The sequence below is a fragment of the Cupriavidus taiwanensis genome, from assembly GCF_900249755.1.
Classification (GTDB): domain Bacteria; phylum Pseudomonadota; class Gammaproteobacteria; order Burkholderiales; family Burkholderiaceae; genus Cupriavidus; species Cupriavidus taiwanensis_D.
In genome coordinates, this window is sequence record NZ_LT976853.1 from 1,784,160 (window position 1) to 1,806,893 (window position 22,734).

Sequence of the window (22,734 nt, forward strand, 5' to 3'; positions counted from 1 at the left end):
GCACGAGCCCGCGCCCCCGCCGGACTTGCCGCCATGCACCGCAAGGTTATTTCCTGCCTTCACTGCGCCCATGAATCCGGTGCATGGACTTCCGCAGAATTGCGGCCCCGACCACAGCAACGCGACGACAGTACGGCAGTGCACGACCGGATCGGCTCCATGCCGGTTCCATGCGCGAACGACCGTCCAAAAATAGTACGGTTGTTCGTTTTTTCGGTGGCAACAGACCAGAATTCAGGAGGCAGGTTCATGGCATTGATGGGTCAAATGATGAGCGCACCGCTGCTCATTTCCTCCATCATCAAACACGCCGCGCGTTATTACGGCAGCACCGAGATCGTCTCGCGGCGCACGGAGGGCGACCTGCATCGCTATACGTACCGCGATTGCGAACTGCGCGCGCGCAAGCTGGCGCAGGCGCTCGGCGCGCTCGGCGTGAAGCAGGGCGAGCGTGTCGGCACGCTGGCCTGGAACGGCTACCGCCACCTGGAGATCTACTACGGCGTGTCCGGCATGGGCGCGGTCTGCCATACCGTCAACCCGCGCCTGTTCCCCGAGCAGATCGCCTATATCGTCAACCACGCCGAAGACGGCTATGTCTTCTTCGACCTGACCTTCCTGCCGCTGGTGGAAGGTGTCGCCCCGCATTGCCCCAACGTCAAGGGCTGGGTGGCGATGACCGACCGTGCGCACATGCCGGCCGAAGCCAAGGTGCCGCTGCTGTGCTACGAAGAACTGCTCGACGCGCAGGACGGCAACTACGAATGGCCGCAGTTCGACGAGAACCTGGCGTCGAGCCTGTGCTACACCTCGGGCACCACCGGCAACCCGAAGGGCGCGCTGTACTCGCACCGCTCCACGGTGCTGCACTCGTATGCCTCGGCCATGCCGGATGCGCTGGGCTGCTCGGCCAGCGACGTGATCCTGCCGGTGGTGCCGATGTTCCACGTCAACGCCTGGGGCCTGCCGTACTCGGTGCCGCTGGTCGGCGCCAAGCTGGTGCTGCCGGGGCCCAAGCTGGACGGCGCCTCGCTCTATGAGCTGTTCGAGCAGGAGAAGGTGACCTTCTCCGCCGGCGTGCCGACGGTGTGGCTTGGCCTGCTGCAGCACGTGCAGGCGAACCAGCTGAAGTTCTCCACCTTCCGCCGCACCGTGATCGGCGGCTCGGCCGCGCCGCCGGCGATGATCCGCGCGCTCGAGGCGCTGGATGTCGAGGTGATCCACGCCTGGGGCATGACCGAGATGTCGCCGCTGGGCACCGCGAGCAAGCTGCTGGCCAAGCACCACGACCTGTCCGACGCCGAGCGCCACAAGATCCAGGAAAAGCAGGGCCGCGTGATCTACGGCGTCGACATGAAGATCGTCGACGGCGAGGGCAAGGAGCTGCCGTGGGACGGCAAGGCCTTCGGCGACCTGCTGGTGCGCGGGCCGTGGATCATCGACCGCTATTTCCGCAATGACGCCAGCCCGCTGGTCGACGGCTGGTTCCCCACCGGCGACGTCGCCACCATCGATGCCGACGGCTTCATGCAGATCACCGACCGCAGCAAGGACGTGATCAAGTCCGGCGGCGAATGGATTTCGTCGATCGATATCGAGAACGTTGCCGCCGCGCATCCCGCGGTGCATATGGCGGCCTGCATCTCGGCCTACCACCCCAAGTGGGACGAGCGCCCGCTGCTGGTGGTGGTGAAGAAGCCCGGCGCCGAGGTCACGCGCGAGGAACTGCTGCAGTTCTTCGAGGGCAAGGTCGCCAAGTGGTGGATTCCGGACGACGTCGCCTTTGTCACCGAGATCCCGCTGACCGCCACCGGCAAGATGCAGAAGCTGCGGCTGCGCGAGCAGTTCAAGGACTACAAGCTGCCGGCTGCCTGAGGCCGGCAGGCCAGCATCCGGCGCACCGGGCCAGCTTGCGGCACGGTGCTGCCGGGGCCGGCCGCGCGGCGCGAACGGGAGGGCGCCACGCGGCCGGCCAAAATCGGCGGGATCGACAAGATCGACGACGAACCAACGACAAGCCAACGACAAGAGTGAAGGAGACAGGTATGACCAAAATGCGTCCGCTGGTGGCCGGTGTGGCCATGTTTGCCGCACTGGGTTCTGCGCTGGTTTCGGGGTCCGCACTCGCGGATACGGTGAAGATCGCCTTTATCGATCCGCTCTCGGGGCTGATGGCCCCGGTTGGCCAGAACCAGCTCAAGAGCTGGCAGTACGTGGCCGAGGTTGCCAACCAGAAGGGCTGGGCCGGTCCGCACAAGTTCGAGGTGGTGGGCTTCGACAACAAGCTGTCGCCGCAGGAAAGCCTGACCATTTTGAAGCAGGCGATCGACCAGGGCATCCGCTACGTCGTGCAGGGCAACGGCTCGTCGGTCGGCCTGGCGCTGCAGGATGCGGTGGCCAAGCACAACGAGCGCAACCCGGGCAAGGAAATCGTCTACCTGAACTACGCCGCGGTGGATCCGGACATGACCAATGCCAAGTGCAACTACTGGCATTTCCGGCTCGATGCCAACTCGGACATGAAGATGGAGGCGCTGACCACCTTCCTGGCCAAGGACCCCAACGTCAAGAAGGTCTACCTGATCAACCAGAACTATTCGTTCGGGCACCAGGTGGCCAAGGCCGCTAAGGACTACCTGAAGCGCAAGCGCCCGGACATCCAGATCGTCGGCGAAGACCTGCACCCGCTGGCCCAGGTCAAGGACTTCGCGCCCTATGCCGCCAAGATCAAGGCTTCGGGCGCCGATACCGTGATCACCGGCAACTGGGGCAGCGACCTGGCGCTGCTGATCAAGGCCGGCAAGGACGCCGGCCTGACCACCAACTATTACACCTACTACGCCGGCACCACCGGCGTGCCGACGGCGATGGGCGCGGCCGGGGCCGAGCGCGTCAAGTACGTGGGCTACTACAACCCGAACAACAAGGGCTTCCGCGGCGCCGACATCGTCGAGGGCTACAAGAAGAAGTACAACGACGACTTCTACGTGATGGCCTCGTACACCGGCATTGCCATGCTCAGCAAGGCGATGAAGGACACCAATTCCACCGATCCGGTCAAGGTGGCCAAGGCGCTGGAAGGCATCAAGGTCGACAGCATGAACGGCACGGTCGAGATGCGCAACACCGACCACCAGGCGCAGCAGCCGCTGGTGGTGGCCACCTGGACCAAGGTCGACGGCAAGGAAATCAAGTACGACCAGGAAAACACGGGCTACGGCTGGAAGACCAACGCGCTGATGGACCAGTACGTGTCGGCCCAGCCGACCTCGTGCCAGATGAAGCGGCCGGGCTGACCCAGGCCGCGGCGCGCGGCCACGCTGACAAAGTGGCCGCGCCGCCTGCATACTTCCGGTCTTTCCGGCCGACATTCCGGTCTTTTTCCAGACCATAACGGGGAGTGTCCGGGGGCGATGTCCGCCCCTGGCGGAGGCGCTCACCCTCGATCGACCCGGACGGATGCCGGCATGCGCGCGCATGGCGGCACCAGCTTGAAGGACACGCTGTGGAATTCTTCGTCATCTCACTGCTGAACGGGATCAGCTACGGGCTGCTGCTGTTCATGCTGTCGTCTGGCCTTACGCTGATCTTCAGCATGATGGGCGTGCTCAACTTCGCCCATGCCAGCTTCTACATGCTGGGCGCCTACTTTGCCTACACCATCGCCACCAAGATCGGCTTCTGGCCGGCGCTGATCTTCGCGCCGCTGCTGGTGGCGGGCGCGGGCGCGCTGGTGGAGCGCTTCGGCCTGCGCACGGTGCACAAGTACGGCCATGTGGCCGAGCTGCTGTTCACCTTCGGGCTGGCCTACCTGATCGAGGAGGGCGTCAAGCTGGTGTGGGGCCTGGCGGCGGTGCCGTACCGGATTCCCGCGGAGCTGGACGGGCCGCTGTTCACGGTGTTCACCTCGTCGTTCCCCAAGTACCGCGCCTTCATGATGCTGGTGTCGCTGGGCATGCTGGTGGCGATCTACCTGGTGCTGACGCGCACCCGCATCGGGCTGGTGATCCAGGCCGCGCTGACGCATCCGGAAACGGTCGAGGCGCTGGGCCACAACGTGCCGCGCGTATTCATGATGGTGTTCGGCGGCGGCGCCGCATTGGCCGGGCTGGCGGGAGTGATCGGCGGCAACGCCTTCGTCACCGAGCCGTCGATGGCCGCGGCGGTGGGATCGATCGTGTTCGTGGTGGCGGTGGTGGGCGGCATGGGCTCGCTGGTGGGCGCGTTTATCGCGTCGATCCTGATCGGCGTGCTGCAGACCTTCGCCGTCACCATCGATGCCTCGCTGGCGGGCCTGCTGACCAGCCTTGGGCTGGCCGTCAGCGAGGCCACGCCGTTCTATTCGCTGTGGAAGCTGACGGTGGCCCAGGTGGCGCCGGTGCTGCCATACCTGCTGCTGGTGGTGATGCTGATCTTCCGCCCGCGTGGACTGATGGGAACCCGGGAGAGCTGACGCCATGGAGCAAGCGATGCAACAACCGCGCGAGCCGGTGGTGACCGGCCGCACCCTGCGCTACCGCCCGCTGAACCTGGCGCGCTGGATTATCTGGAGCCTGACCATCCTGTTGATGCTGGTGCTGCCGTTGTACTTCACCGGGGGCTTCGCCATTACGCTGCTGTCGCAGATGGGCATCATGATCATCTTCGCGCTGTCGTACAACATGCTGCTGGGGCAGACCGGCATGCTGTCGTTCGGCCACGCGGTGTATTCCGGGCTGGGCGCGTTTATCGCCGTGCACGTGCTGAACATGGTCGGCGCCGGCAAGGTGTGGCTGCCGGTGTCGATGCTGCCGCTGGTGGGCGGGCTGGCGGGCGCGTTTTTCGGCGTCATCTTCGGCTACGTCACCACCAAGAAGGCCGGCACCACCTTCGCCATGATCACCATGGGCATCGGCGAGATGGTCTTTGCCAGCTCGCTGATGTTCCCGGAGTTCTTCGGCGGCGAGGGCGGCATCTCGACCAACCGCGTGGTCGGCGACCCGTTCCTGGGCCTGACCTTCGGGCCGGGGCGCCAGGTCTACTATCTGATCGCGGTGTGGTGCCTGGTGTCGATGGTGGCGATGTACGCGTGGACGCAGACGCCGCTGGGCCGCATTGCCAACGCCGTGCGCGACAATCCCGAGCGGGTCGAGTTCATCGGCTACAACACCCAGCGCGTGCGCTACCTGGTGCTGATCCTGTCGGCGTTCTTCGCCGGCATCTCGGGCGCGCTGGCGGCGATCAACTTCGAGATCGTCTCGGCCGAGAACGTCAGCGCGGTGCGTTCGGGCGGCGTGCTGCTGGCGGTGTTCATCGGCGGTGCCGGGGTGTTCTTCGGACCGATCATCGGCGCGGTGGTGTTCGTGCTGTTCGCGGTGGCGCTGTCGGACCTGACCAAGGCCTGGCTGCTCTACCTGGGCCTGTTCTTCGTGCTGATGGTGATGTTCGTGCCGGGCGGCCTGGCGAGCCTGCTGCTGATGCAATTGCCGTTGCTGGGCAAGGGCAAGCTGGGCCGCATGCTGCCGTACTACGCGCGTGCCGGCGGCGCCGGCGTGGTGCTGCTGCTGGCGATGATCGTCACGGTCGAGCTGGTCTACAAGGTCCAGGTCGACAGCGCCAACGGCACCGCCATGAAGCTGTTCGGCATAGGCTTCGACGCGGCCAACTGGGGCCCGTGGCTGGCGGCGGCGGCACTGTGGGCGGTGGGGCTGGCCGCGTGGCGGCTGGCGGTGCGCGCGTCGCGCGCGCAGTGGGACAAGGTGCAGGCAGAAATCGCAGGAGGCAGGGCATGAGCGCGGCGGCACTGGAACTGACCGATGTACGCAAGAAGTTCGGCCAGACGGAGATCATCCGCGGCGTGAACCTGAGCATCCCCAGGGGCGAGCGCCATGCGCTGATCGGCCCCAACGGGGCCGGCAAGTCGACCACCTTCAACCTGATCTCGGGCCGCTTTGCGCCGAGCAGCGGCACGGTGCGGCTGAACGGCGCAGAGATCGGCGGGCTGCAGCCCTTCGTCATCAACCGCATGGGGCTGTCGCGCAGCTTCCAGATCACCAATATCTTCCACCGGCTGTCGGTGTTCGAGAACCTGCGCTGCGCGGTGCTGTGGTCGCTGGGGTACAAGTATTCGTTCTGGCACCGGCTCACCGGCCTGCGCGACGCGCGCGAGCGCGCCGAGGACGTGCTCGAGCTGATCGGCATGCAGCATCGCCGCGATACCCAGGCCGGCCTGCTGACCTATGCCGAGCAGCGCGCGCTGGAGATCGGCATCACCATCGCCGGCGGCGCCGAGGTGATCCTGCTGGACGAGCCCACCGCGGGCATGAGCCGCTCGGAATCGGACCACGCGGTCGAACTGATCCGCAAGGTCACGGTGGGCAAGACGCTGGTGATGGTGGAGCACGACATGAGCGTGGTGTTCGGGCTGGCCGACCGCATCTCGGTGCTGGTCTACGGCGAGGTCATCGCCACCGATACCCCGCAGGCGATCCGCAACAACCGCAAGGTCAAGGAAGCCTACCTGGGCACCACGCTCGACGAAGCCGCCACCGAAGGAGCGCACTGATGGGCAAGCGCATGCTGGAAGTCACGGGCCTGCACGCCTATTACGGCAAGAGCCATATCCTGCACGGCGTCGACGCGCATATCGACGAGGGCGAGATCGTGGCGCTGCTGGGGCGCAACGGCGTGGGGCGCTCGACCATGGCCAAGGCCATCCTGGGCATGGTCAAGGCGGAGGGGTCGGTGAAGTTCCGCGGCGAAGAAATCCTGGGCCGGCGCACCTTCGAGATCGCGCACCTGGGCATCGGCTACGTGCCGGAGAACCGCGATATCTTCCCGACGCTGACGGTGCGGCAGAACCTGCTGCTGGGCGAGAAGCGCAATCCGCGCCAGCCCAGGCCGCGCTGGTCGGTGGAGGACATGTTCAGCATGTTCCCGCGGCTGAAGGAACGCGAGAATACGTCGGCCGGCGTGCTGTCCGGCGGCGAGCAGCAGATGCTGACGCTGTGCCGCACGCTGATGGGCGACCCCGACCTGATCCTGATCGACGAACCGACCGAAGGGCTGGCGCCGATGATCGTGGCGCTGGTGGGGGACTACCTGAAGACGCTGAAGGAGCGCGGCGTGTCGGTGCTGCTGATCGAGCAGAAGCTGGCGATTGCGCTGGATATCTCGCAGCGCGTCTACGTCATGGGCCACGGGCATATCGTGTTCGAGGGCACGCCCGCCGAGCTGAAGGCGAACGGGCAGATCAGGAAGGAGTGGCTGGAAGTGTAGGCCCCTTGTGTCCCCGCTTGTTTTCTCCCCGCTCGCGGGAGAGTAGCCCGCACGCTGGCCGTGCCGACTTGCTCCCGCTAACCGACACGTCGTCCCCGCGTAGGCGGGGACCCAGTGTCTTTGAAGCGCAAGCGCTTCTTAAAGTCGCTGGTTTCCCGCTTTCGCGGGAATGACGGTGGAAACCGCCCGGCATCTTGTGACGGCCGGCGCCTCCAAACGAAAAGCCGCGAGCCCGCGGCATCTGCGCCGGCGATTTCCCGTTACTGGTCAAATAAAGTCCGATACTGGTCTGAAGACGGCGTGCAAGGCGTGCCCGCAAGTGCCTTAACCGGCATCACCACGCACGCCGCTGCGGCCGTTAAGCACCGGCTCCATGCAGGCCGATCAGGGGCGGCATTCGCATTGCGCATGGCCGTGGAAATCTTCGGAAATTAAAATTGAACGACCGTGCTATTTTGTGTATGCTTGTTTCGCCCAAGCGCCGGAGGGCGTTGTGGGGCGCGGGATAGCGGCGGATCGGGTCAAGGGTTAACCCGCCCGTGACGGCCGCTACCGGGGCAGAGCCGGCGCCAGCCGCCATGCCCCGCGCTGTAGAGAACATTCATTCGAGAATTCGAATCCCGAGACAACTTCTGACACCAAAGGAACCAGCATGACAGCGCAGTATCAGGTTCAGGACGGCGTGGCCGTCATCACGCTCGACAATCCCCCTGTCAACGGCCTGGGTCACAGCACCCGGCTTGGCATCGTCGAAGGCATGACCCGTGCGCTGGACGATGCCGCCGTCAAGGCGATCGTCATCACCGGCGCTGGCAAGGCTTTCTCGGGCGGCGCCGACATCCGCGAATTCAACACGCCCAAGGCCATGCAGGAGCCGACGCTGCACTCGGTGATCCGCGTGCTGGAAGCGTCGTCCAAGCCGGTGGTGGCGGCTGTGCACTCGGTGGCGATGGGCGGCGGCCTGGAACTGGCGCTGGGCTGCAACTACCGCGTGGCGTCCAAGGGCGCGCAGATCGCACTGCCGGAAGTCAAGCTGGGCCTGCTGCCCGGCGCCGGCGGCACGCAGCGCCTGCCGCGCGTGATCGGGCTGGAAGCCGCGGCCAACATGATCGTGTCGGGCACCGCTGTGCCGTCCGAGAAGTTCGCCGGCACCAAGCTGTTCGACGAGATCGTCGACGGTGATGTCCTGCCCGCCGCGATCAAGTTCGCGCAGAACGCGGCGGCCGCCAACGGCCCGCATCCCAAGGTGCGCGACCTGAAGGTGCGCCACGAGAACCCGGAAGGCTACCTGGGCTTCGCGCGCAACACCGTGGCCGCGATGGCCAAGAACTTCCCGGCGCCGCTGAAGTGCCTGGAAGCCGTGGCCGGCTCGCTCAAGCCGTTCGAGCAGGGCCTGAAGCAGGAGCGCGAGGGCTTCCTGTTCCTGGTGACCACGCCGGAATCGCGCGCGCTGCGCCATGCGTTCTTCGGCGAGCGTGCCGCCAGCAAGATCCCCGACGTGCCCGAAGGCACGCCGACCCGCAAGATCGAGAAGGTCGCGGTGATCGGCGCCGGCACCATGGGCGGCGGCATCAGCATGAACTTCCTCAACGCGGGCATTCCGGTCACCATCCTGGAAACCAAGCAGGAAGCGCTCGACCGCGGCGTCGGCATCATCCGCAAGAACTACGAGAACAGCGCCAAGAAGGGCAAGCTCACGCAGGAGAAGGTCGAGCAGCGCATGGGCCTGCTCAGCACCACGCTGTCCTATGACGAGATCAAGGACGCGGACATGGTGATCGAGGCCGTGTTCGAGGAAATGGGCGTCAAGGAAACCGTGTTCAAGAAGCTGGACGAAGTGATGAAGCCCGGCGCGATCCTGGCCTCGAACACGTCGACTCTGGACGTCAACAAGATCGCCTCGTTCACCAAGCGTCCGCAGGACGTGGTCGGCATGCACTTCTTCAGCCCGGCCAACGTGATGAAGCTGCTCGAAGTGGTGCGCGGCGACAAGACCGGCAAGGACGTGCTGGCCACGGTGATGCAGGTCGCCAAGAAGATCAAGAAGACCGCGGTGGTGTCGGGCGTGTGCGACGGCTTTATCGGCAACCGCATGATCGAGCAGTACAGCCGCCAGGCCGGCTACCTGCTGGACGAAGGCGCGCTGCCCGAGCAGGTCGACAAGGCCATCGAGAAGTTCGGCTTTGCCATGGGCCCGTTCCGCATGGGCGACCTGGCCGGCAACGATATCGGCTGGGCCATCCGCAAGCGCCGCGCGGTGGACAAGCCGGACATCCAGTATTCGAAGACCGCCGACCTGCTGTGCGAAATGGGCCGCTTCGGCCAGAAGACCGGCGCCGGCTGGTACGACTACAAAGCGGGCGACCGCAAGCCGTACCCGAACCAGCAGGTCAACGACATGATCGTGCAGCATTCGAAGGACTTGGGGCTGACGCGCCGCAAGATCTCGGATGAAGAGATCGTCGAGCGCCTGGTGTTCGCGCTGGTCAACGAAGGCGCCAAGATCCTGGAAGAAGGCATTGCTTCCAAGGCCTCGGATATCGACATGGTGTACCTGACCGGCTACGGCTTCCCGCTGTTCCGCGGCGGCCCGATGCTGTACGCGGACCAGGTCGGCCTGTACAACGTGGCGCTGGCGATGAAGCGCTACGCCAAGGGCTACCACGGCGAAGCCTGGCAGGTCGCGCCGCTGCTGCAGAAGCTGGCGGACGAAGGCAAGGGCTTCAACGGTTGATAAAGCCAAGCGGTTCAGCCTGGAGCTGAGATGAACCCCACCATCGGACCCGACGATTGCCTGCTGGTGATCGACGTGCAGAACGACTTCATGCCGGGCGGCGCGCTTGCCGTGCCCCACGGCGATGAAGTGGTGCCCGTCATCAACCGGCTGGCGCGCGCGTTCGGGCACGTGGTGCTGACGCAGGACTGGCATCCGGCCGGGCATGTCTCGTTTGCCGCCAACCATGCCGGCACGCAGCCGTTCCAGACCCTGGCGCTGCCGTATGGCGAGCAGGTGCTGTGGCCGGTGCACTGCGTGCAGGACACGCCTGGCGCCGCGCTGCATGCGGGCCTGCAGGTGCCGCATGCGCGGCTGGTGATCCGCAAGGGCCATCACGCCGATGTCGACAGCTACTCCGCCTTCCTGGAGGCGGACCGCACCACGCGCACCGGGCTGGCAGGGTACCTGCGCGAGCATGGCGTGAAGCGCGTGTTTTGCGCGGGTCTGGCGACGGACTACTGCGTGGCCTGGAGCGCGCTCGATGCGCGCGCCGCCGGCTTCGACGCCGCGGTGATCGAGGATGCGTGCCGCGCCATCGACCTGCAAGGGTCGCTGGCGCGGGCATGGCAGGACCTCGGCGCCGCCGGCGTCGCGCGTGTCACGTCCGCCGATTTGCTCAAGGGCCAGGGCTGAACCGAACCACCGAACTGAACGACACAAGAGATTCCGAGGAGCAAGACATGAACGAAGCAGTCATCGTATCCACCGCGCGGACCCCTCTGGCCAAGAGCTGGAAGGGCGCCTTCAACATGACCCACGGCGCCACGCTGGGTGGCCATGCCGTCCAGCACGCCATTGCCCGCGCCAAGATCGAGGCCGCCGAAGTGGAAGACGTGCTGATGGGCTGTGCCAACCCGGAAGGTGCCACCGGCGCCAACATCGCGCGCCAGATCGCGCTGCGCGCCGGCTGCCCGGTCACCGTGCCCGGCGCCACCGTCAACCGCTTCTGCTCGTCGGGCCTGCAGACCATCGCCATGGCGGCGCAGCGCGTGATCGCCGACGAGGGCGACATCTTCGTTGCCGGCGGCGTGGAGAGCATCTCGTGCGTGCAGCAGGAGATGAACCGCCATATGGTCCAGGAAAGCTGGCTGACCAAGCACAAGCCGGAAATCTACTGGAACATGCTGCAGACCGCCGAGAACGTGGCCAAGCGCTACAACATCTCGAAGGAGCGCCAGGACGAATACGGCGTGCGCAGCCAGCAGCGCGCCGCGGCCGCGCAGGAAGCCGGCAACTTCAACGACGAGATCGTGCCGATGACGGTGCTCGCCGGCGTCGCCGACAAGTCCACCGGCCAGCTGGTGACGAAGGAAGTCACGATCGACCGCGACGAAGGCATCCGCCCGGACACCACGCTGGAAGGCGTGGCCAAGATCCGCAGCGCCGTGCCCGGCGGCGTGATCACCGCCGGCAATGCCTCGCAGTTCTCGGACGGCGCGTCGGCGGCGGTGGTGATGAATGCGCGCGTCGCGGCGGCCCGCGGCCTGCAGCCGCTGGGCGTGTTCCGCGGCTTCGCCGTGGCCGGCTGCGAGCCCGACGAGATGGGCATCGGCCCGGTCTTTGCCGTGCCCAAGCTGCTGAAGAAGGCCGGCCTGAAGGTCGACGACATCGGCCTGTGGGAACTGAACGAGGCCTTCGCGGTGCAGGTGCTGTACTGCGCCGACACGCTCGGCATCCCGATGGACCGCCTCAACGTCAACGGCGGCGCGATCGCGGTGGGCCATCCGTACGGCGTGTCGGGCGCGCGCCTGGTCGGCCATGCGCTGATCGAAGGCAAGCGCCGCGGCGTCAAGTACGTGGTGGTGACCATGTGCATCGGCGGCGGCCAGGGCGCTGCCGGGCTGTTCGAGGTCCTGTAACTGCCGACAAGGCCGGCAAGGCTGCCGGTTTGCTCCCCTCTCCCGCTTGCGGGAGAGGGGCAGGGGGTGAGGGCAGGCGCTGGCAGACCGACACGCTGCACTTCGTCGAGACTCCCGCCCTCACCCCAACCCTCTCCCGCAAGCGGGAGAGGGAGCACCCATAGGGTGATTCAAAACCCCGGCGGCTCGCACCAGAAGACAAAAGAACTCGCGGCACGCCACGCAGTGCGCCGCATGGAGACACCATGTCGATGATCCTTTCCCGCCGCGACCTGAACTTCATCCTGTATGAATGGCTCAAGGTCGACGAGCTGACCCGCATCCCGCGCTACGCCGACCACTCGCGCGAGACCTTCGATGCCGCGCTGGATACCTGCGAGAAGATCGCCACCGACCTGTTCGCGCCGCACAACAAGAAGAACGACCAGCACGAACCCGAATTCGACGGCGAGACCGTCAGCATCATCCCCGAGGTCAGCACCGCGCTGAAGGCGTTCTGCGACGCCGGCCTGATGGCCGCGGGGCAGAACTACGAGCTGGGCGGCATGCAGCTGCCGGTGGTGGTGGAAAAAGCCGGCTTCGCCTACTTCAAGGGCGCCAACGTCGGCACCAGTTCCTACCCGTTCCTGACCATCGGCAACGCCAACCTGCTGCTCACGCACGGCACGCCGGCGCAGGTCGAGACCTTCGTCAAGCCGGAGATGGCAGGGCGCTTCTTCGGCACCATGTGCCTGTCGGAGCCGCAGGCGGGCTCGTCGCTGTCGGACATCACCACGCGCGCCGAATATGAGGGCGAATCGCCGCTGGGCGCGCAGTACCGGCTGCGCGGCAACAAGATGTGGATTTCCGCCGGCGAGCACGAGCTGTCGGAGAACATCGTCCACCTGGTGCTGGCCAAGATCCCCGGCCCGGACGGCAAGCTGATCCCGGGCGTGAAGGGTATCTCGCTGTTTATCGTGCCGAAGTACCTGGTCAACGCGGACGGGTCGCTCGGCGAGCACAACGACGTGGTGCTGGCCGGCCTGAACCACAAGATGGGCTACCGCGGCACCACGAATTGCCTGCTGAACTTCGGCGAGGGCATGAAATACCAGCCGGGCGGCAAGGCCGGCGCGATCGGCTACCTGGTGGGCGAGCCGCACAAGGGCCTGGCCTGCATGTTCCACATGATGAATGAGGCGCGCATCGGCGTGGGCCTGGGCGCGGTGATGCTGGGCTACACCGGCTACCTGCACGCGCTGGACTATGCGCGCAACCGCCCGCAAGGCCGCCCGGTCGGCCCCGGTGGCAAGGACGCCGCCAGCCCGCAGGTGAAGCTGGTCGAGCACGCCGATATCCGCCGCATGCTGCTGGCGCAGAAGAGCTATGTCGAGGGCGGCCTGGCGCTGAACCTGTACTGCGCGCGGCTGGTCGACGAGGAAGAGGCCGCTGCCGCCGCCGGCGACGACGCAGCGCATGCGCGGCTGGCGCTGCTGCTCGATATCCTGACGCCGATCGCCAAGAGCTGGCCGTCGCAATGGTGCCTCGAGGCCAACAACCTGGCCATACAGGTGCATGGCGGCTACGGCTATACGCGCGAGTACAACGTCGAGCAGTTCTACCGCGACAACCGGCTGAACCCGATCCACGAAGGCACGCACGGCATCCAGGGACTGGACCTGCTGGGCCGCAAGGTGGTGATGAAGGACGGCGCCGCGTTCAAGCTGCTGGGCGAGCGCGTGCAGGCCACCATCGGCCGCGCGCTGGCCGCCGACGATGCCGGACTGGCGCAGCAGGGACATGCGCTGGGCGCGGCCGCCAGGCGCCTGGCCGAAGTCACGCAGGCGCTGTGGAGCGCGGGCGATGCCAGCGTGACGCTGGCCAACGCGTCGGTCTACCTCGAAGCCTTCGGCCATGTGGTGGTGGCGTGGATCTGGCTGGAGCAGGCGCTGCTGGCGCAAGCCGCGCTGGCACGGGCCAGCGGCCAGGAAGACCAGGACTTCTATCGCGGCAAGCTGGCCGCGGCGGCGTACTTCTTCCGCTTCGAGCTGCCGAAGGTCGGCCCGCAATTCGACCTGCTGGCCTCGCTCGACCGCACCACGCTGGACATGCAGGACGCCTGGTTCTGAGCGCCTGCCACATCATTCGAAAGACAACCAGGGAAAAGACAATATGCGCACCATCCAGCAACTGTTTGACCTGAAGGGCAAGACCGCGCTGATCACCGGCGGCTCGCGCGGGCTTGGCCTGCAGATTGCCGAGGCGCTGGGCGAGCAGGGCGCGCGCCTGGTCTTGTCGGCGCGCAAGGCCGATGAACTGCAGGCGGCGCAGGCGCACCTGAAGTCGCTCGGCATCGAGGCCGACTGGATCGCCGCCGACGGCTCGCAGGAAGCCGAGATCGCGCGGCTGGCCGACGAGGCCATCGCTAAGCTGGGCCACGTCGACATCCTGGTCAACAATGCCGGCGCCACCTGGGGTGCGCCCGCGGAAGACCATCCGGTGGAAGCGTGGGACAAGGTGATGAACCTGAATATCCGCGGGCTGTTCCTGCTGAGCCAGCGCATCGGCAAGCTGTCGATGATTCCACGCCGCCATGGCCGCATCATCAACGTGGCGTCGATCGCGGGCCTGGCCGGCAACCCGCCGGGCACCATGGAGACCATTGCCTACAACACCTCCAAGGGCGCGGTGGTCAACTTCACGCGCACGCTGGCGGCGGAGTGGGGCGAGCACAACATCACGGTCAACGCACTGGCGCCGGGCTTCTTCCCGTCGAAGATGACCAAGGGCTCGCTCGAGCGCATGGGCGTCGAGGCCATGTGCGCGGGCGTGCCGCTGCACCGCCTGGGCGACGACGAAGACCTGAAGGGCGCCGCGCTGCTGTTTGCCAGCGATGCCGGCAAGCACATCACCGGGCAGATCCTGGCGGTGGACGGCGGCGTCAGCGCGGTCTGACGCAGGCCAGGCGGCACTGCGTTGCGTGCCGCTTGGCGCAACGCCGGATTGCCTGCAAACTTGGGGCCGGCGCGAGGCCCGCAGCCTCGCGGGCATCTTATCTTCAGACTTGCATCGCATATGAACCAGTTCAAAGGCCCCCTGACTCACATCCCATTCCTTGCCGATCTTGGCGTGACCTGCACCTTCGCCGAGGGCGGGCGCGCCGAGATCGCGCTGCCGATCGAGAAGCGCCACCAGAACAGCTGGGACATGGCGCACGGCGGCGTGATCATGACGCTGCTCGACGTGGCCATGGCGGTGGCCGGCCGCAGCAGCGACGCCGACGGGCGCGGCGTGGTCACGATCGAAATGAAGACCAGCTTCATGGCACCGGGCCGCGGCCACCTGACCGCGCGCGGCACCACCGTGCACCGCACCACCACCATGGTGTTCTGCGAAGGCGAGATCGTCGACGCCGACGGCAAGACCGTGGCGCGCGGCTCGGGTACCTTCAAGTACATCCGGCGCATGCCGCCGCAGCGCCCGGGTGAAGCCGATACCGGCGCCGACGGCTGAGCGCCGGCGCCAGGACAGGCGGGGCGCTGCCACGCATAGCCCCGCACCAGCAGTTTCCATGCAGTTTCCATCTCCCATTGGAAGGAACCCACCATGTCCAACACGTTCAAGCGCATCGTCCTGGCCTCGCGTCCCGAAGGAGCGGTCACGCCGGCCAATTTCCGCCTGGAAGAGGTGCCCGTGCCGCAGATCACCGACGGCCAGGTGCTGGTGCGCAACCACTACCTGTCGCTCGATCCGTATATGCGCGGCCGCATGAACGACAGCAAGTCCTACGCCGCGCCGCAGCCGCTCGATGAGGTGATGATCGGCGGCACCGTCGGCGAAGTGGTGGAAAGCAAGAACAGCAAGTTCAAGCCCGGCGACAAGGTAGTCGGCATGTTCGGCTGGCAGGAGCTGGGCGTCAGCGACGGCACCGGGCTGCAGACGGTCGATACCACGCATATCCCGCTGTCGGCCTACCTCGGTTCTGTCGGCATGCCGGGCGTGACCGCGTGGTATGGGCTGAACAAGATCATCCAGCCGAAGGCGGGCAAGACCATCGCGGTCAGCGCCGCGTCGGGCGCAGTCGGCAGCGTGGTGGGGCAACTGGCCAAGCTGGCCGGCTGCCGCGCGGTCGGCTTTGCCGGCGGCAAGGAAAAGTGCGACTACGTGGTCAACGAGCTGGGCTTCGATGCCTGCATCGACTACAAGGCGGCCAGGGATCCCAAGGATCTCTATCGCATGCTCAAGGAGGCCACGCCCGACGGCATCGACGGCTATTTCGAGAACGTCGGCGGCGAGATCTTCGACGCCGTGCTGGCGCGCATGAACGCCTTCGGCCGCATCGCCATGTGCGGCATGATCGCGGGCTATGACGGCCAGCCGCTGCCGCTGAAGAACCCGCAGCTGATCCTGGTCTCGCGCCTGACCATCGAGGGCTTTATCGTCTCCGAGCACATGGAGGTGTGGCCGCAGGCGCTGAAGGAGCTGGGCACCGCCGTCGCGCAGGGCAAGCTCAAGTTCCGCGAGAGCATCGCCGAAGGCCTGGCCAGCGCGCCGGAAGCCTTTATCGGCCTGCTCAAGGGCAAGAACTTCGGCAAGCAGCTGGTCAAGCTGGTGTAAGTAGCGGCCATGCTGACGAGGTTTCAATAGCCCGCACGTCGTCCCCGCGAAGGCGGGGACCCAGTGACTTTCAAAGACGCTGGATTCCCGCCTGCGCGGGAATGACGAGGTAGGGCGCGTAGTTTTTCACTCCAATAAGACGTTGCGGTCCATGGCGGACTGCTGACACAAGAGGAGACACCGATGAATGCCCCGCAAGCCCCGCAAATCCAGAGCGACGACGAGATCGGCGCCGGCCTGCCCGAAGAGGTCAAGGCCCGCTACCGCAACCTGCCGCGCCCGCCGCAGTTCGCCACCGTGGCAGAGGAGCGCCTGCACCGCAAGCAGCGCCTCGCCGCGGCCTTCCGGCTGTTTTCCAGGTTCGGTTTCGACGAAGGCGTGGCCGGCCATATCACCGCGCGCGACCCCGAATTTCCCGATACCTTCTGGGTCAATCCCTTCGGCGTGCATTTCAGCCAGGTCAGCGTTTCCAACCTGATCCGCTGCGACCACCACGGCGACGTGGTCGAGGGCGACTACCCGGTCAATGCCGCGGCCTTCGCCATCCATTCGCGCGTGCACCAGACCCGCCACGACGCGGTGGCCGCCGCGCATTCGCACAGCACTTATGGCCGCGCGTGGTCGACGCTGGGCCGGCCGCTCGACCCGCTGACGCAGGACGTGTGCGCGTTCTACAACGACCATGCGGTCTATGACGATTTCGGCGGCGTGGTGGTGGAACTGGACGAAGGCCAGCGCATCGCCAACGCGCTCGGGCAGAACAAGGCCGCGATCCTGCAGAACCATGGCCTGCTGACGGTCGGCAAGACCGTCGACGAAGCGGCGTGGTGGTTCATCACCATGGAGCGCTCGTGCCAGGTGCAACTGCTGGCCGAAGCCGCCGCGGCGCGCACGCAGGCGCCGCTGAAGCGGATTGCCGACGCCGCCGCGCGCCAGGCCTATTCCATCGTCGGCACGGCGCAGGCGGGCTGGTTCCAGTTCCAGCCGCTCTATGCGCGCATCGTCAAGGAACAGCCTGACCTGCTGGACTGAACCACAGGGCCGCCGCGCGGCCGGCATCCCCCATTCGATTCACGCGACAGGACAGACGACATGAAGGATTTCTCCAACAAGGTGGCTGTCATTACCGGCGGCGCCTCGGGCTTCGGCAAGGAATTTGCCCGCATCGCGGCGGACCTCGGCATGAAGCTGGTGCTGGCCGACGTGCAGGAAGACGCGCTGGACGCGACCGTCGCCGAATTCCAGGCGCGCAACGTGCCGGTGATCGGCCTGCGCACCGACGTCTCGCGCGCCGAGCAGGTGCAGGCGCTGGCTGATGCCGCCATCGAGGCCTTCGGCCAGGTCAACCTGCTGTTCAACAATGCCGGCGTCGGTGCCGGCGGCCTGGTCTGGGAAAACTCGGTGCAGGACTGGGAATGGGTGATGGGCGTCAACCTGTACGGCGTGGTGCACGGCGTGCGCATCTTCACGCCGCTGATGCTCGCCGCCGCGGAGCAAGACCCGGCGTTCCAGGGGCATATCGTCAACACCGCGTCGATGGCGGGCTTGCTGAATCCGCCGGCGATGGGCGTGTACAACGTGTCCAAGCATGCGGTGGTGGCGCTGTCGGAAACGCTGTACCAGGACCTGGGGCTGGTGACGCAGCAGGTGCGCTGCTCGGTGCTGTGCCCGTACTTCGTGCCGACCGGCATCAGCCAGTCGCAGCGCAACCGGCCCGCGGATCTCGCCAACCAGGCGCCGCCGACGCGCTCGCAGCTGGTGTCGCAGGCCTTGTCTGACAAGGCCGTCGGCTCCGGCAAGGTGACCGCGGCCGAGGTCGCGCAGCTGACCTTCGATGCCATCCGCGACGACAGCTTCTATATTTATTCCCACCCCCAGGCGCTCGCCCCCGTGCGCCAGCGCTTCGAGGAAATCGTCGGGCAGCGCAATCCCGGCGCTGCCTTTGCCGACAAGCCCGAGGTCCGCGCGACCCTGGTTGCCGCGCTGCGCGGCTGAGCTGACGTTCGCCAGCCTCGCTTGCCAACCCGGCCAGCACCACGCCACCACGAGGAGGACCGCATATGGAGAACCACATGGCAGCCCCCGCCGCCTTGATCCGCCACCTGCAGTACGCCACGCTGCCCAACGGCACCCGGCTGCACTACGCCAGCGCGGGCGAGCGCGGCAAGCCGCTGATGCTGTTCGTGCACGGCTTTCCGGAATTCTGGTTCGAATGGGAGGCGCAGCTGGCCGAGTTCGGCCGCACGCATTTCGCCGTGGCGCCGGACCTGCGCGGCTTCAACCTGTCGAGCAAGCCCGGCGACGTAGCCGCCTACCGGCCGCGCCATATCGTCGAAGACCTGGTGCAGCTGGTCGGTGCGCTGGGCTATGACCAGGCCGTGGTGGTGGCGCACGACTGGGGCGGGGCGATCTGCTGGAACCTGGCGATCCAGTTCCCGCAGCTGGTGCGCCAGCTGGTCATCGTCAATTCGCCGCACCCCTACCTGTTCGCGCGCGCGCTGGCCACCGATCCGGCGCAGCAGGCCGCGTCGGCCTACATGAACTGGCTGCGCAAGCCGGGTTCGGAACAGGCGCTGGCGGCCAACGACTTTGCGCTGCTGGACCGGATGCTGTCCGACGACGACGGCAAGCCAGCGGCGTGGTACACGGCCGAGACCCGCGCCAGGTACCACGCGGCGTGGTCGCAGCCGGGCGAAGGCAAGGACGCCGCCGTGCATCCGCTTACCGGCGGGGTCAACTTCTACCGCGCCTCGCCGATGCATCCGCCGGGCGAGGGCGAGCCGCCGCCCGATATTTCCCGGCTGGACCCGGCCGCGTTCATGGTCAGGGTGCCGACGCTGGTGATCTGGGGCGAGCGCGACCGCGCGCTGCCCAAGTCGCTGGTCGACGGCCTGGCCGATTTCGTGCCGGACCTGCGGCTGGAACGCATTCCCGAGGGCAGCCACTGGGTCATCCACGAACAGCCCGAACGGATCAACCAGCTGATCCGCAGCGCACTGCCGGCGTGAGGAACGCGGGCAGCGCGGCTGGGGAGGGTGCCGCGCGCGGCGCGGGCGTGGTCAGCTCAGCCGCTCGCGGTACAGCCGGTAGTTCTCGTCGTCGAAGCAGACGAAGGTAACCTGCTCGATCCCCGGCGCCGCGGCCAGCGCCTCGCGCACCGCGGCGATGGCGATATCCGCCGCGCGCTCGCGCGGAAAGCCATAGATGCCGGTGCTGATATTCGGGAAGGCCACCGTGCGCAGGTGGTGCTGCGCCGCCAGCCGGATGCTGTTGCGGTAGGCATTGGCGAGCTGCTCGTCTTCGCCCTGGGCGCCGCCTTGCCAGACCGGCCCGACCGCGTGGATCACGTAGGGCGCCGGCAGCCTGCCGCCGGTGGTCAGCACCGCCTCGCCGGTGGGGCAGCCGCCCTGCGCGTCGCGGATCGCGCGGCAGGCCTCCTTGATCGCGGGGCCGCCGGCCCCGTGGATGGCGCCGTCGACGCCGCCGCCGCCAAGCAGGCCGCTGTTGGCCGCATTGACGATGGCGTCGACTTCCATCCGGGTGATGTCGCCATGGACTACCTGCAAGTGCTCGCCGCTCATGGTGTCTCCTGCGCTGTGGAGGGAGGGCCGCCGGACCGCCGCCTGGACGGCCGGACCGGCGGGAAGCCGCTGGGTGCTACGCGGTGTGCTACATGGACTGCTCAAGCATACGCCGATAATCCGCGGCGCTGGCTGCTTTCGGGTTGGTCTTGTGGCAGTGGTCGAGCATTGCGCCGGCGATCACCTTGTCGAACATGGCTTCGGTGACACCCATCTGGCGCAGCCCGGTGGGCAGGCCCAGGCGCGCGGTCATGTCGTGCACGGCCTGCGCAAGGTCGGCGCCGTCGGGCAGGTGCATGGCGCGGCGCAGGCGCGCGTAGCGGTCGTCGCGCACCACGGTGGGCGCGTCGGCGTTGAAGCGCAGCACCGCCGGCATCACCACCGCGTTGAGCGTGCCGTGGTGCAGGCCGGTGCGGCCGTCGATCTTCAGCCCGCCCAGCGGGTGCGACAGCGAATGCACGCAGCCCAGCCCCTTCTGGAACGCCATCGCGCCCTGCATCGACGCGCTCATCATGTTCAGGCGCGCGTCGCGGTCGCGGCCGTCGCGGGTGGCGCGCTCGATATGGGCCCAGCCGCGCTCCAGGCCGTCGAGCGCGATGCCGTCGGCGGGCGGGTTGAAGGCGGGCGCCAGGAAGGTTTCGATGCAGTGGGCGATGGCGTCCATGCCGGTGGCGGCGGTCAGCCCGGCGGGCAGGCCCAGCGTCAGTTCGGGGTCGCACACCGCAGACTTGGGCAGCAGGTGCCAGGAGTGGAAGCCCAGCTTGCGGCCGTCGTCCAGGATGATGATGGCGCCGCGCGCGACCTCGCTGCCGGTGCCGGAGGTGGTCGGCACCGCGATCAGCGGCGCGGCCTGGTCGGTGATCCTGCCGCTGCCGCCCTCGATGGTGGCATAGCTGGTCAGCTCGCCCTCGTGCGTGGCCAGGATGGCGATGCCCTTGGCCAGGTCGATCGACGAGCCGCCGCCCACCGCCACCAGGCCGTCGCAGCCTTGCTCGCGATACTGCGCGGCGGCCTTGCGCACCATGGCCTCGGTCGGGTTCGACGGGGTCTCATCGAACACCGCCACCGGCAGGCCCTGCATCGCGTCGATGGCGCGCTGCGCCACGCCGGCCGCGACCACGCCCTGGTCGGTCACCAGCAGCGGCCGGCGGATGCCGATGCGCTCGCATTCCGACTTCAGCACGCTGACCGCGCCGAAGTCCAGGTGGATGTGGGTCAGATAGTAGATGAACGCCATGGTTGCTTGTCTCCTGCCGGGATCTGCCGTGAAACCGTTTGAATTCGTTGTCATCATGGGCCGGGCACGGTGGCTGGCACCGTGCGCCATGATGGGGTTCAATGGGGGTTCAATGGGACTGCCGCATCGTTTCCACCATGCTCTCAGGCCCGCTGCAGCCGATCATCGCGCAAAAACTTGCCGCGCGGCACGGCGGCTAGGACTTTTCCGGGTTATCTCGGACTGCCCGGGGGTGGAAACATCTGGCATCATACTAAAATCGAACGATCGTTCACTATTCGAACTTGTCCCGATGCCGGGGTCGCGCCAGGGCTGTGCGCGGCGCCTGCGCCGGGGTTTGCGCCGCGCCACGCCCCTATGTCTGTCGTACCGTCTTCCCAACCCGCCACGCCAGGCCTGCCGGACCATCCGCTGGACCCGCAGATGGCCGCGTTGCTGGCCCTGATCGCACGCGCCAAGCGGCCGCCGATCCACACCATGGCGCCGGAAGACGCCAAGATCGCCTACGAGAAAAGCGCGCCGATCCTGGATATCAACCCGCCGCCGGTGCATACCGCCGAAGACCTGCTGGTGCCGGCCCGCGACGGCCACGCCATCCCGGTGCGGCTGTACACCCCGCGCGAGGCCAGCTGGACCGAGCCGCTGCCGCTGCTGGTGTATTTCCATGGCGGCGGCTTCACGGTCGGCAGCATCGATTCGCACGACCCGCTGTGCCGGCTGCTGTGCGGCCAGGCCGACTGCATGGTGCTGTCGGTGGATTACCGGCTCGGGCCGCAATGGCGCTTCCCGACGGCGGTCAACGACGCCTTCGACGTGCTGCACTGGGTCTTTGCCGAAGCCGACAAGCTCGGCGCCGACCCGGCGCGCATCGCCCTGGGCGGCGACAGCGCCGGCGGCACGCTGGCCGCCGCGTGCGCGGTCGAGGCACGCGATGCCGGGCTGGCGCCGGTGCTGCAGCTGCTGGTCTATCCCGGCACCTGCGCGCGCCAGGATACGCCGTCGCACCGCGCGCTGGCCGACGGCTACCTGCTGACCGCGGACATGATCCGCTGGTTCTTCGCGCAGTACCTGGACCAGGAAGCCAGCCGCGACGACTGGCGCTTTGCCCCGCTGGACGGCGGCGGCACCGGCGCCGACGTGGGCGGGGTATGCCCGGCCTGGATCGCGGTGGCCGGCTACGACCCGTTGCATGACGAGGGCGTGGCCTACGCCGCCAAGCTGCGCGCCGCCGGCGTGGCCGCGACGCTGGCCGACTACCCCGGCATGATCCATGATTTCTTCAAGCTGGGCCGCTTCGTGCCCGCGGTGGCGCAGGCGCATGCCGATGCCGTTGCCGCGCTGCGCACCGCGTTCGGCGCAGCGCAGGAATAAAACCGCCTCGCGGTCGTGCCTGGTTCATCATCGACCCGCCATTTTTCAAGCAGTGAT

At 67.1% G+C, this 22,734-nt stretch carries 19 protein-coding genes; 17 read left to right on the top strand and 2 right to left on the bottom strand.

The window, feature by feature from the left end; all coding sequences use genetic code 11:
- Nucleotides 1–249: 249 nt before the first annotated feature.
- The 16 genes from CBM2594_RS08185 (at nucleotide 250) to CBM2594_RS08260 (ending at nucleotide 19,496) form a co-directional block, all read left to right on the top strand.
- Nucleotides 250–1,875 (top strand): 3-(methylthio)propionyl-CoA ligase, encoded by a 1,626-nt coding sequence (locus CBM2594_RS08185; RefSeq protein WP_116356390.1) that lies wholly within the window; start codon nucleotides 250–252, stop codon nucleotides 1,873–1,875.
- Between the two features lie 170 nt (nucleotides 1,876–2,045).
- Nucleotides 2,046–3,296: a branched-chain amino acid ABC transporter substrate-binding protein gene (locus CBM2594_RS08190; RefSeq protein WP_116356391.1), complete on the top strand. Its 1,251-nt coding sequence runs from the start codon at nucleotides 2,046–2,048 to the stop codon at nucleotides 3,294–3,296.
- A 209-nt stretch (nucleotides 3,297–3,505) separates the two neighbouring features.
- On the top strand, nucleotides 3,506–4,453 hold the full coding sequence (locus tag CBM2594_RS08195; protein WP_116356392.1) for a branched-chain amino acid ABC transporter permease: 948 nt from the start codon (nucleotides 3,506–3,508) through the stop codon (nucleotides 4,451–4,453).
- A gap of 4 nt (nucleotides 4,454–4,457) precedes the next feature.
- Complete coding sequence (locus tag CBM2594_RS08200; RefSeq protein WP_116356393.1) at nucleotides 4,458–5,771, top strand: branched-chain amino acid ABC transporter permease; 1,314 nt, start codon at nucleotides 4,458–4,460, stop codon at nucleotides 5,769–5,771.
- Nucleotides 5,768–6,544 (top strand): ABC transporter ATP-binding protein, encoded by a 777-nt coding sequence (locus CBM2594_RS08205; protein ID WP_116356394.1) that lies wholly within the window; start codon nucleotides 5,768–5,770, stop codon nucleotides 6,542–6,544. Before CBM2594_RS08200 ends, CBM2594_RS08205 begins: the two co-directional genes overlap by 4 nt.
- On the top strand, nucleotides 6,544–7,257 hold the full coding sequence (locus tag CBM2594_RS08210) for an ABC transporter ATP-binding protein (protein WP_116356395.1): 714 nt from the start codon (nucleotides 6,544–6,546) through the stop codon (nucleotides 7,255–7,257). Before CBM2594_RS08205 ends, CBM2594_RS08210 begins: the two co-directional genes overlap by 1 nt.
- A gap of 652 nt (nucleotides 7,258–7,909) precedes the next feature.
- Nucleotides 7,910–9,991: a 3-hydroxyacyl-CoA dehydrogenase NAD-binding domain-containing protein gene (locus CBM2594_RS08215; protein WP_116356396.1), complete on the top strand. Its 2,082-nt coding sequence runs from the start codon at nucleotides 7,910–7,912 to the stop codon at nucleotides 9,989–9,991.
- 30 nt (nucleotides 9,992–10,021) lie between these two features.
- Nucleotides 10,022–10,666: a bifunctional nicotinamidase/pyrazinamidase gene (pncA, locus tag CBM2594_RS08220; protein WP_116356397.1), complete on the top strand. Its 645-nt coding sequence runs from the start codon at nucleotides 10,022–10,024 to the stop codon at nucleotides 10,664–10,666.
- 47 nt (nucleotides 10,667–10,713) lie between these two features.
- Nucleotides 10,714–11,892, top strand: a complete 1,179-nt coding sequence (locus CBM2594_RS08225) for an acetyl-CoA C-acyltransferase (protein WP_116356398.1) — start codon at nucleotides 10,714–10,716, stop codon at nucleotides 11,890–11,892.
- A gap of 245 nt (nucleotides 11,893–12,137) precedes the next feature.
- Nucleotides 12,138–14,000: an acyl-CoA dehydrogenase gene (locus CBM2594_RS08230; protein WP_116356400.1), complete on the top strand. Its 1,863-nt coding sequence runs from the start codon at nucleotides 12,138–12,140 to the stop codon at nucleotides 13,998–14,000.
- Nucleotides 14,001–14,043: 43 nt separating this feature from the next.
- On the top strand, nucleotides 14,044–14,826 hold the full coding sequence (locus CBM2594_RS08235; protein ID WP_116356401.1) for an SDR family oxidoreductase: 783 nt from the start codon (nucleotides 14,044–14,046) through the stop codon (nucleotides 14,824–14,826).
- 120 nt (nucleotides 14,827–14,946) lie between these two features.
- Nucleotides 14,947–15,384, top strand: coding sequence for a PaaI family thioesterase (locus CBM2594_RS08240; RefSeq protein WP_116356402.1), 438 nt, complete (start codon nucleotides 14,947–14,949; stop codon nucleotides 15,382–15,384).
- 93 nt (nucleotides 15,385–15,477) lie between these two features.
- Nucleotides 15,478–16,488 carry an NADP-dependent oxidoreductase gene (locus tag CBM2594_RS08245; protein WP_116356403.1) on the top strand — a complete coding sequence of 337 codons (1,011 nt, stop codon included), beginning with the start codon at nucleotides 15,478–15,480 and terminating at the stop codon, nucleotides 16,486–16,488.
- 183 nt (nucleotides 16,489–16,671) lie between these two features.
- Complete coding sequence (locus CBM2594_RS08250; protein ID WP_116356404.1) at nucleotides 16,672–17,520, top strand: class II aldolase/adducin family protein; 849 nt, start codon at nucleotides 16,672–16,674, stop codon at nucleotides 17,518–17,520.
- Between the two features lie 60 nt (nucleotides 17,521–17,580).
- Nucleotides 17,581–18,483, top strand: a complete 903-nt coding sequence (locus tag CBM2594_RS08255) for an SDR family oxidoreductase (protein WP_116356405.1) — start codon at nucleotides 17,581–17,583, stop codon at nucleotides 18,481–18,483.
- Between the two features lie 65 nt (nucleotides 18,484–18,548).
- Nucleotides 18,549–19,496: an alpha/beta fold hydrolase gene (locus tag CBM2594_RS08260; RefSeq protein ID WP_116356406.1), complete on the top strand. Its 948-nt coding sequence runs from the start codon at nucleotides 18,549–18,551 to the stop codon at nucleotides 19,494–19,496.
- Nucleotides 19,497–19,547: 51 nt separating this feature from the next.
- Here CBM2594_RS08260 and CBM2594_RS08265 read toward each other — a convergent pair whose 3' ends face one another.
- Complete coding sequence (locus CBM2594_RS08265; protein WP_116356407.1) at nucleotides 19,548–20,069, bottom strand: O-acetyl-ADP-ribose deacetylase; 522 nt, start codon at nucleotides 20,067–20,069, stop codon at nucleotides 19,548–19,550.
- A gap of 88 nt (nucleotides 20,070–20,157) precedes the next feature.
- A complete protein-coding gene (locus tag CBM2594_RS08270) occupies nucleotides 20,158–21,306 on the bottom strand; it encodes an iron-containing alcohol dehydrogenase (protein ID WP_116356408.1) in 1,149 nt (382 codons plus the stop codon).
- Nucleotides 21,307–21,663: 357 nt separating this feature from the next.
- Here CBM2594_RS08270 and CBM2594_RS08275 point away from each other — a divergent pair, with 357 nt between their 5' ends.
- Nucleotides 21,664–22,677, top strand: coding sequence for an alpha/beta hydrolase (locus CBM2594_RS08275; RefSeq protein WP_116356409.1), 1,014 nt, complete (start codon nucleotides 21,664–21,666; stop codon nucleotides 22,675–22,677).
- Nucleotides 22,678–22,734 lie beyond the last annotated feature (57 nt).

Coding starts and splice junctions, on each gene's coding strand:
- CBM2594_RS08185 (WP_116356390.1), top strand. CDS start 250: ATGGCATTGATGGGTCAAATGATGAGCGCACCGCTGCTCATTTCCTCC.
- CBM2594_RS08190 (WP_116356391.1), top strand. CDS start 2,046: ATGACCAAAATGCGTCCGCTGGTGGCCGGTGTGGCCATGTTTGCCGCA.
- CBM2594_RS08200 (WP_116356393.1), top strand. CDS start 4,458: ATGGAGCAAGCGATGCAACAACCGCGCGAGCCGGTGGTGACCGGCCGC.
- CBM2594_RS08205 (WP_116356394.1), top strand. CDS start 5,768: ATGAGCGCGGCGGCACTGGAACTGACCGATGTACGCAAGAAGTTCGGC.
- CBM2594_RS08210 (WP_116356395.1), top strand. CDS start 6,544: ATGGGCAAGCGCATGCTGGAAGTCACGGGCCTGCACGCCTATTACGGC.
- CBM2594_RS08215 (WP_116356396.1), top strand. CDS start 7,910: ATGACAGCGCAGTATCAGGTTCAGGACGGCGTGGCCGTCATCACGCTC.
- pncA (WP_116356397.1), top strand. CDS start 10,022: ATGAACCCCACCATCGGACCCGACGATTGCCTGCTGGTGATCGACGTG.
- CBM2594_RS08225 (WP_116356398.1), top strand. CDS start 10,714: ATGAACGAAGCAGTCATCGTATCCACCGCGCGGACCCCTCTGGCCAAG.
- CBM2594_RS08230 (WP_116356400.1), top strand. CDS start 12,138: ATGTCGATGATCCTTTCCCGCCGCGACCTGAACTTCATCCTGTATGAA.
- CBM2594_RS08235 (WP_116356401.1), top strand. CDS start 14,044: ATGCGCACCATCCAGCAACTGTTTGACCTGAAGGGCAAGACCGCGCTG.
- CBM2594_RS08240 (WP_116356402.1), top strand. CDS start 14,947: ATGAACCAGTTCAAAGGCCCCCTGACTCACATCCCATTCCTTGCCGAT.
- CBM2594_RS08245 (WP_116356403.1), top strand. CDS start 15,478: ATGTCCAACACGTTCAAGCGCATCGTCCTGGCCTCGCGTCCCGAAGGA.
- CBM2594_RS08250 (WP_116356404.1), top strand. CDS start 16,672: ATGAATGCCCCGCAAGCCCCGCAAATCCAGAGCGACGACGAGATCGGC.
- CBM2594_RS08255 (WP_116356405.1), top strand. CDS start 17,581: ATGAAGGATTTCTCCAACAAGGTGGCTGTCATTACCGGCGGCGCCTCG.
- CBM2594_RS08260 (WP_116356406.1), top strand. CDS start 18,549: ATGGAGAACCACATGGCAGCCCCCGCCGCCTTGATCCGCCACCTGCAG.
- CBM2594_RS08265 (WP_116356407.1), bottom strand. CDS start 20,069: ATGAGCGGCGAGCACTTGCAGGTAGTCCATGGCGACATCACCCGGATG.
- CBM2594_RS08270 (WP_116356408.1), bottom strand. CDS start 21,306: ATGGCGTTCATCTACTATCTGACCCACATCCACCTGGACTTCGGCGCG.
- CBM2594_RS08275 (WP_116356409.1), top strand. CDS start 21,664: ATGTCTGTCGTACCGTCTTCCCAACCCGCCACGCCAGGCCTGCCGGAC.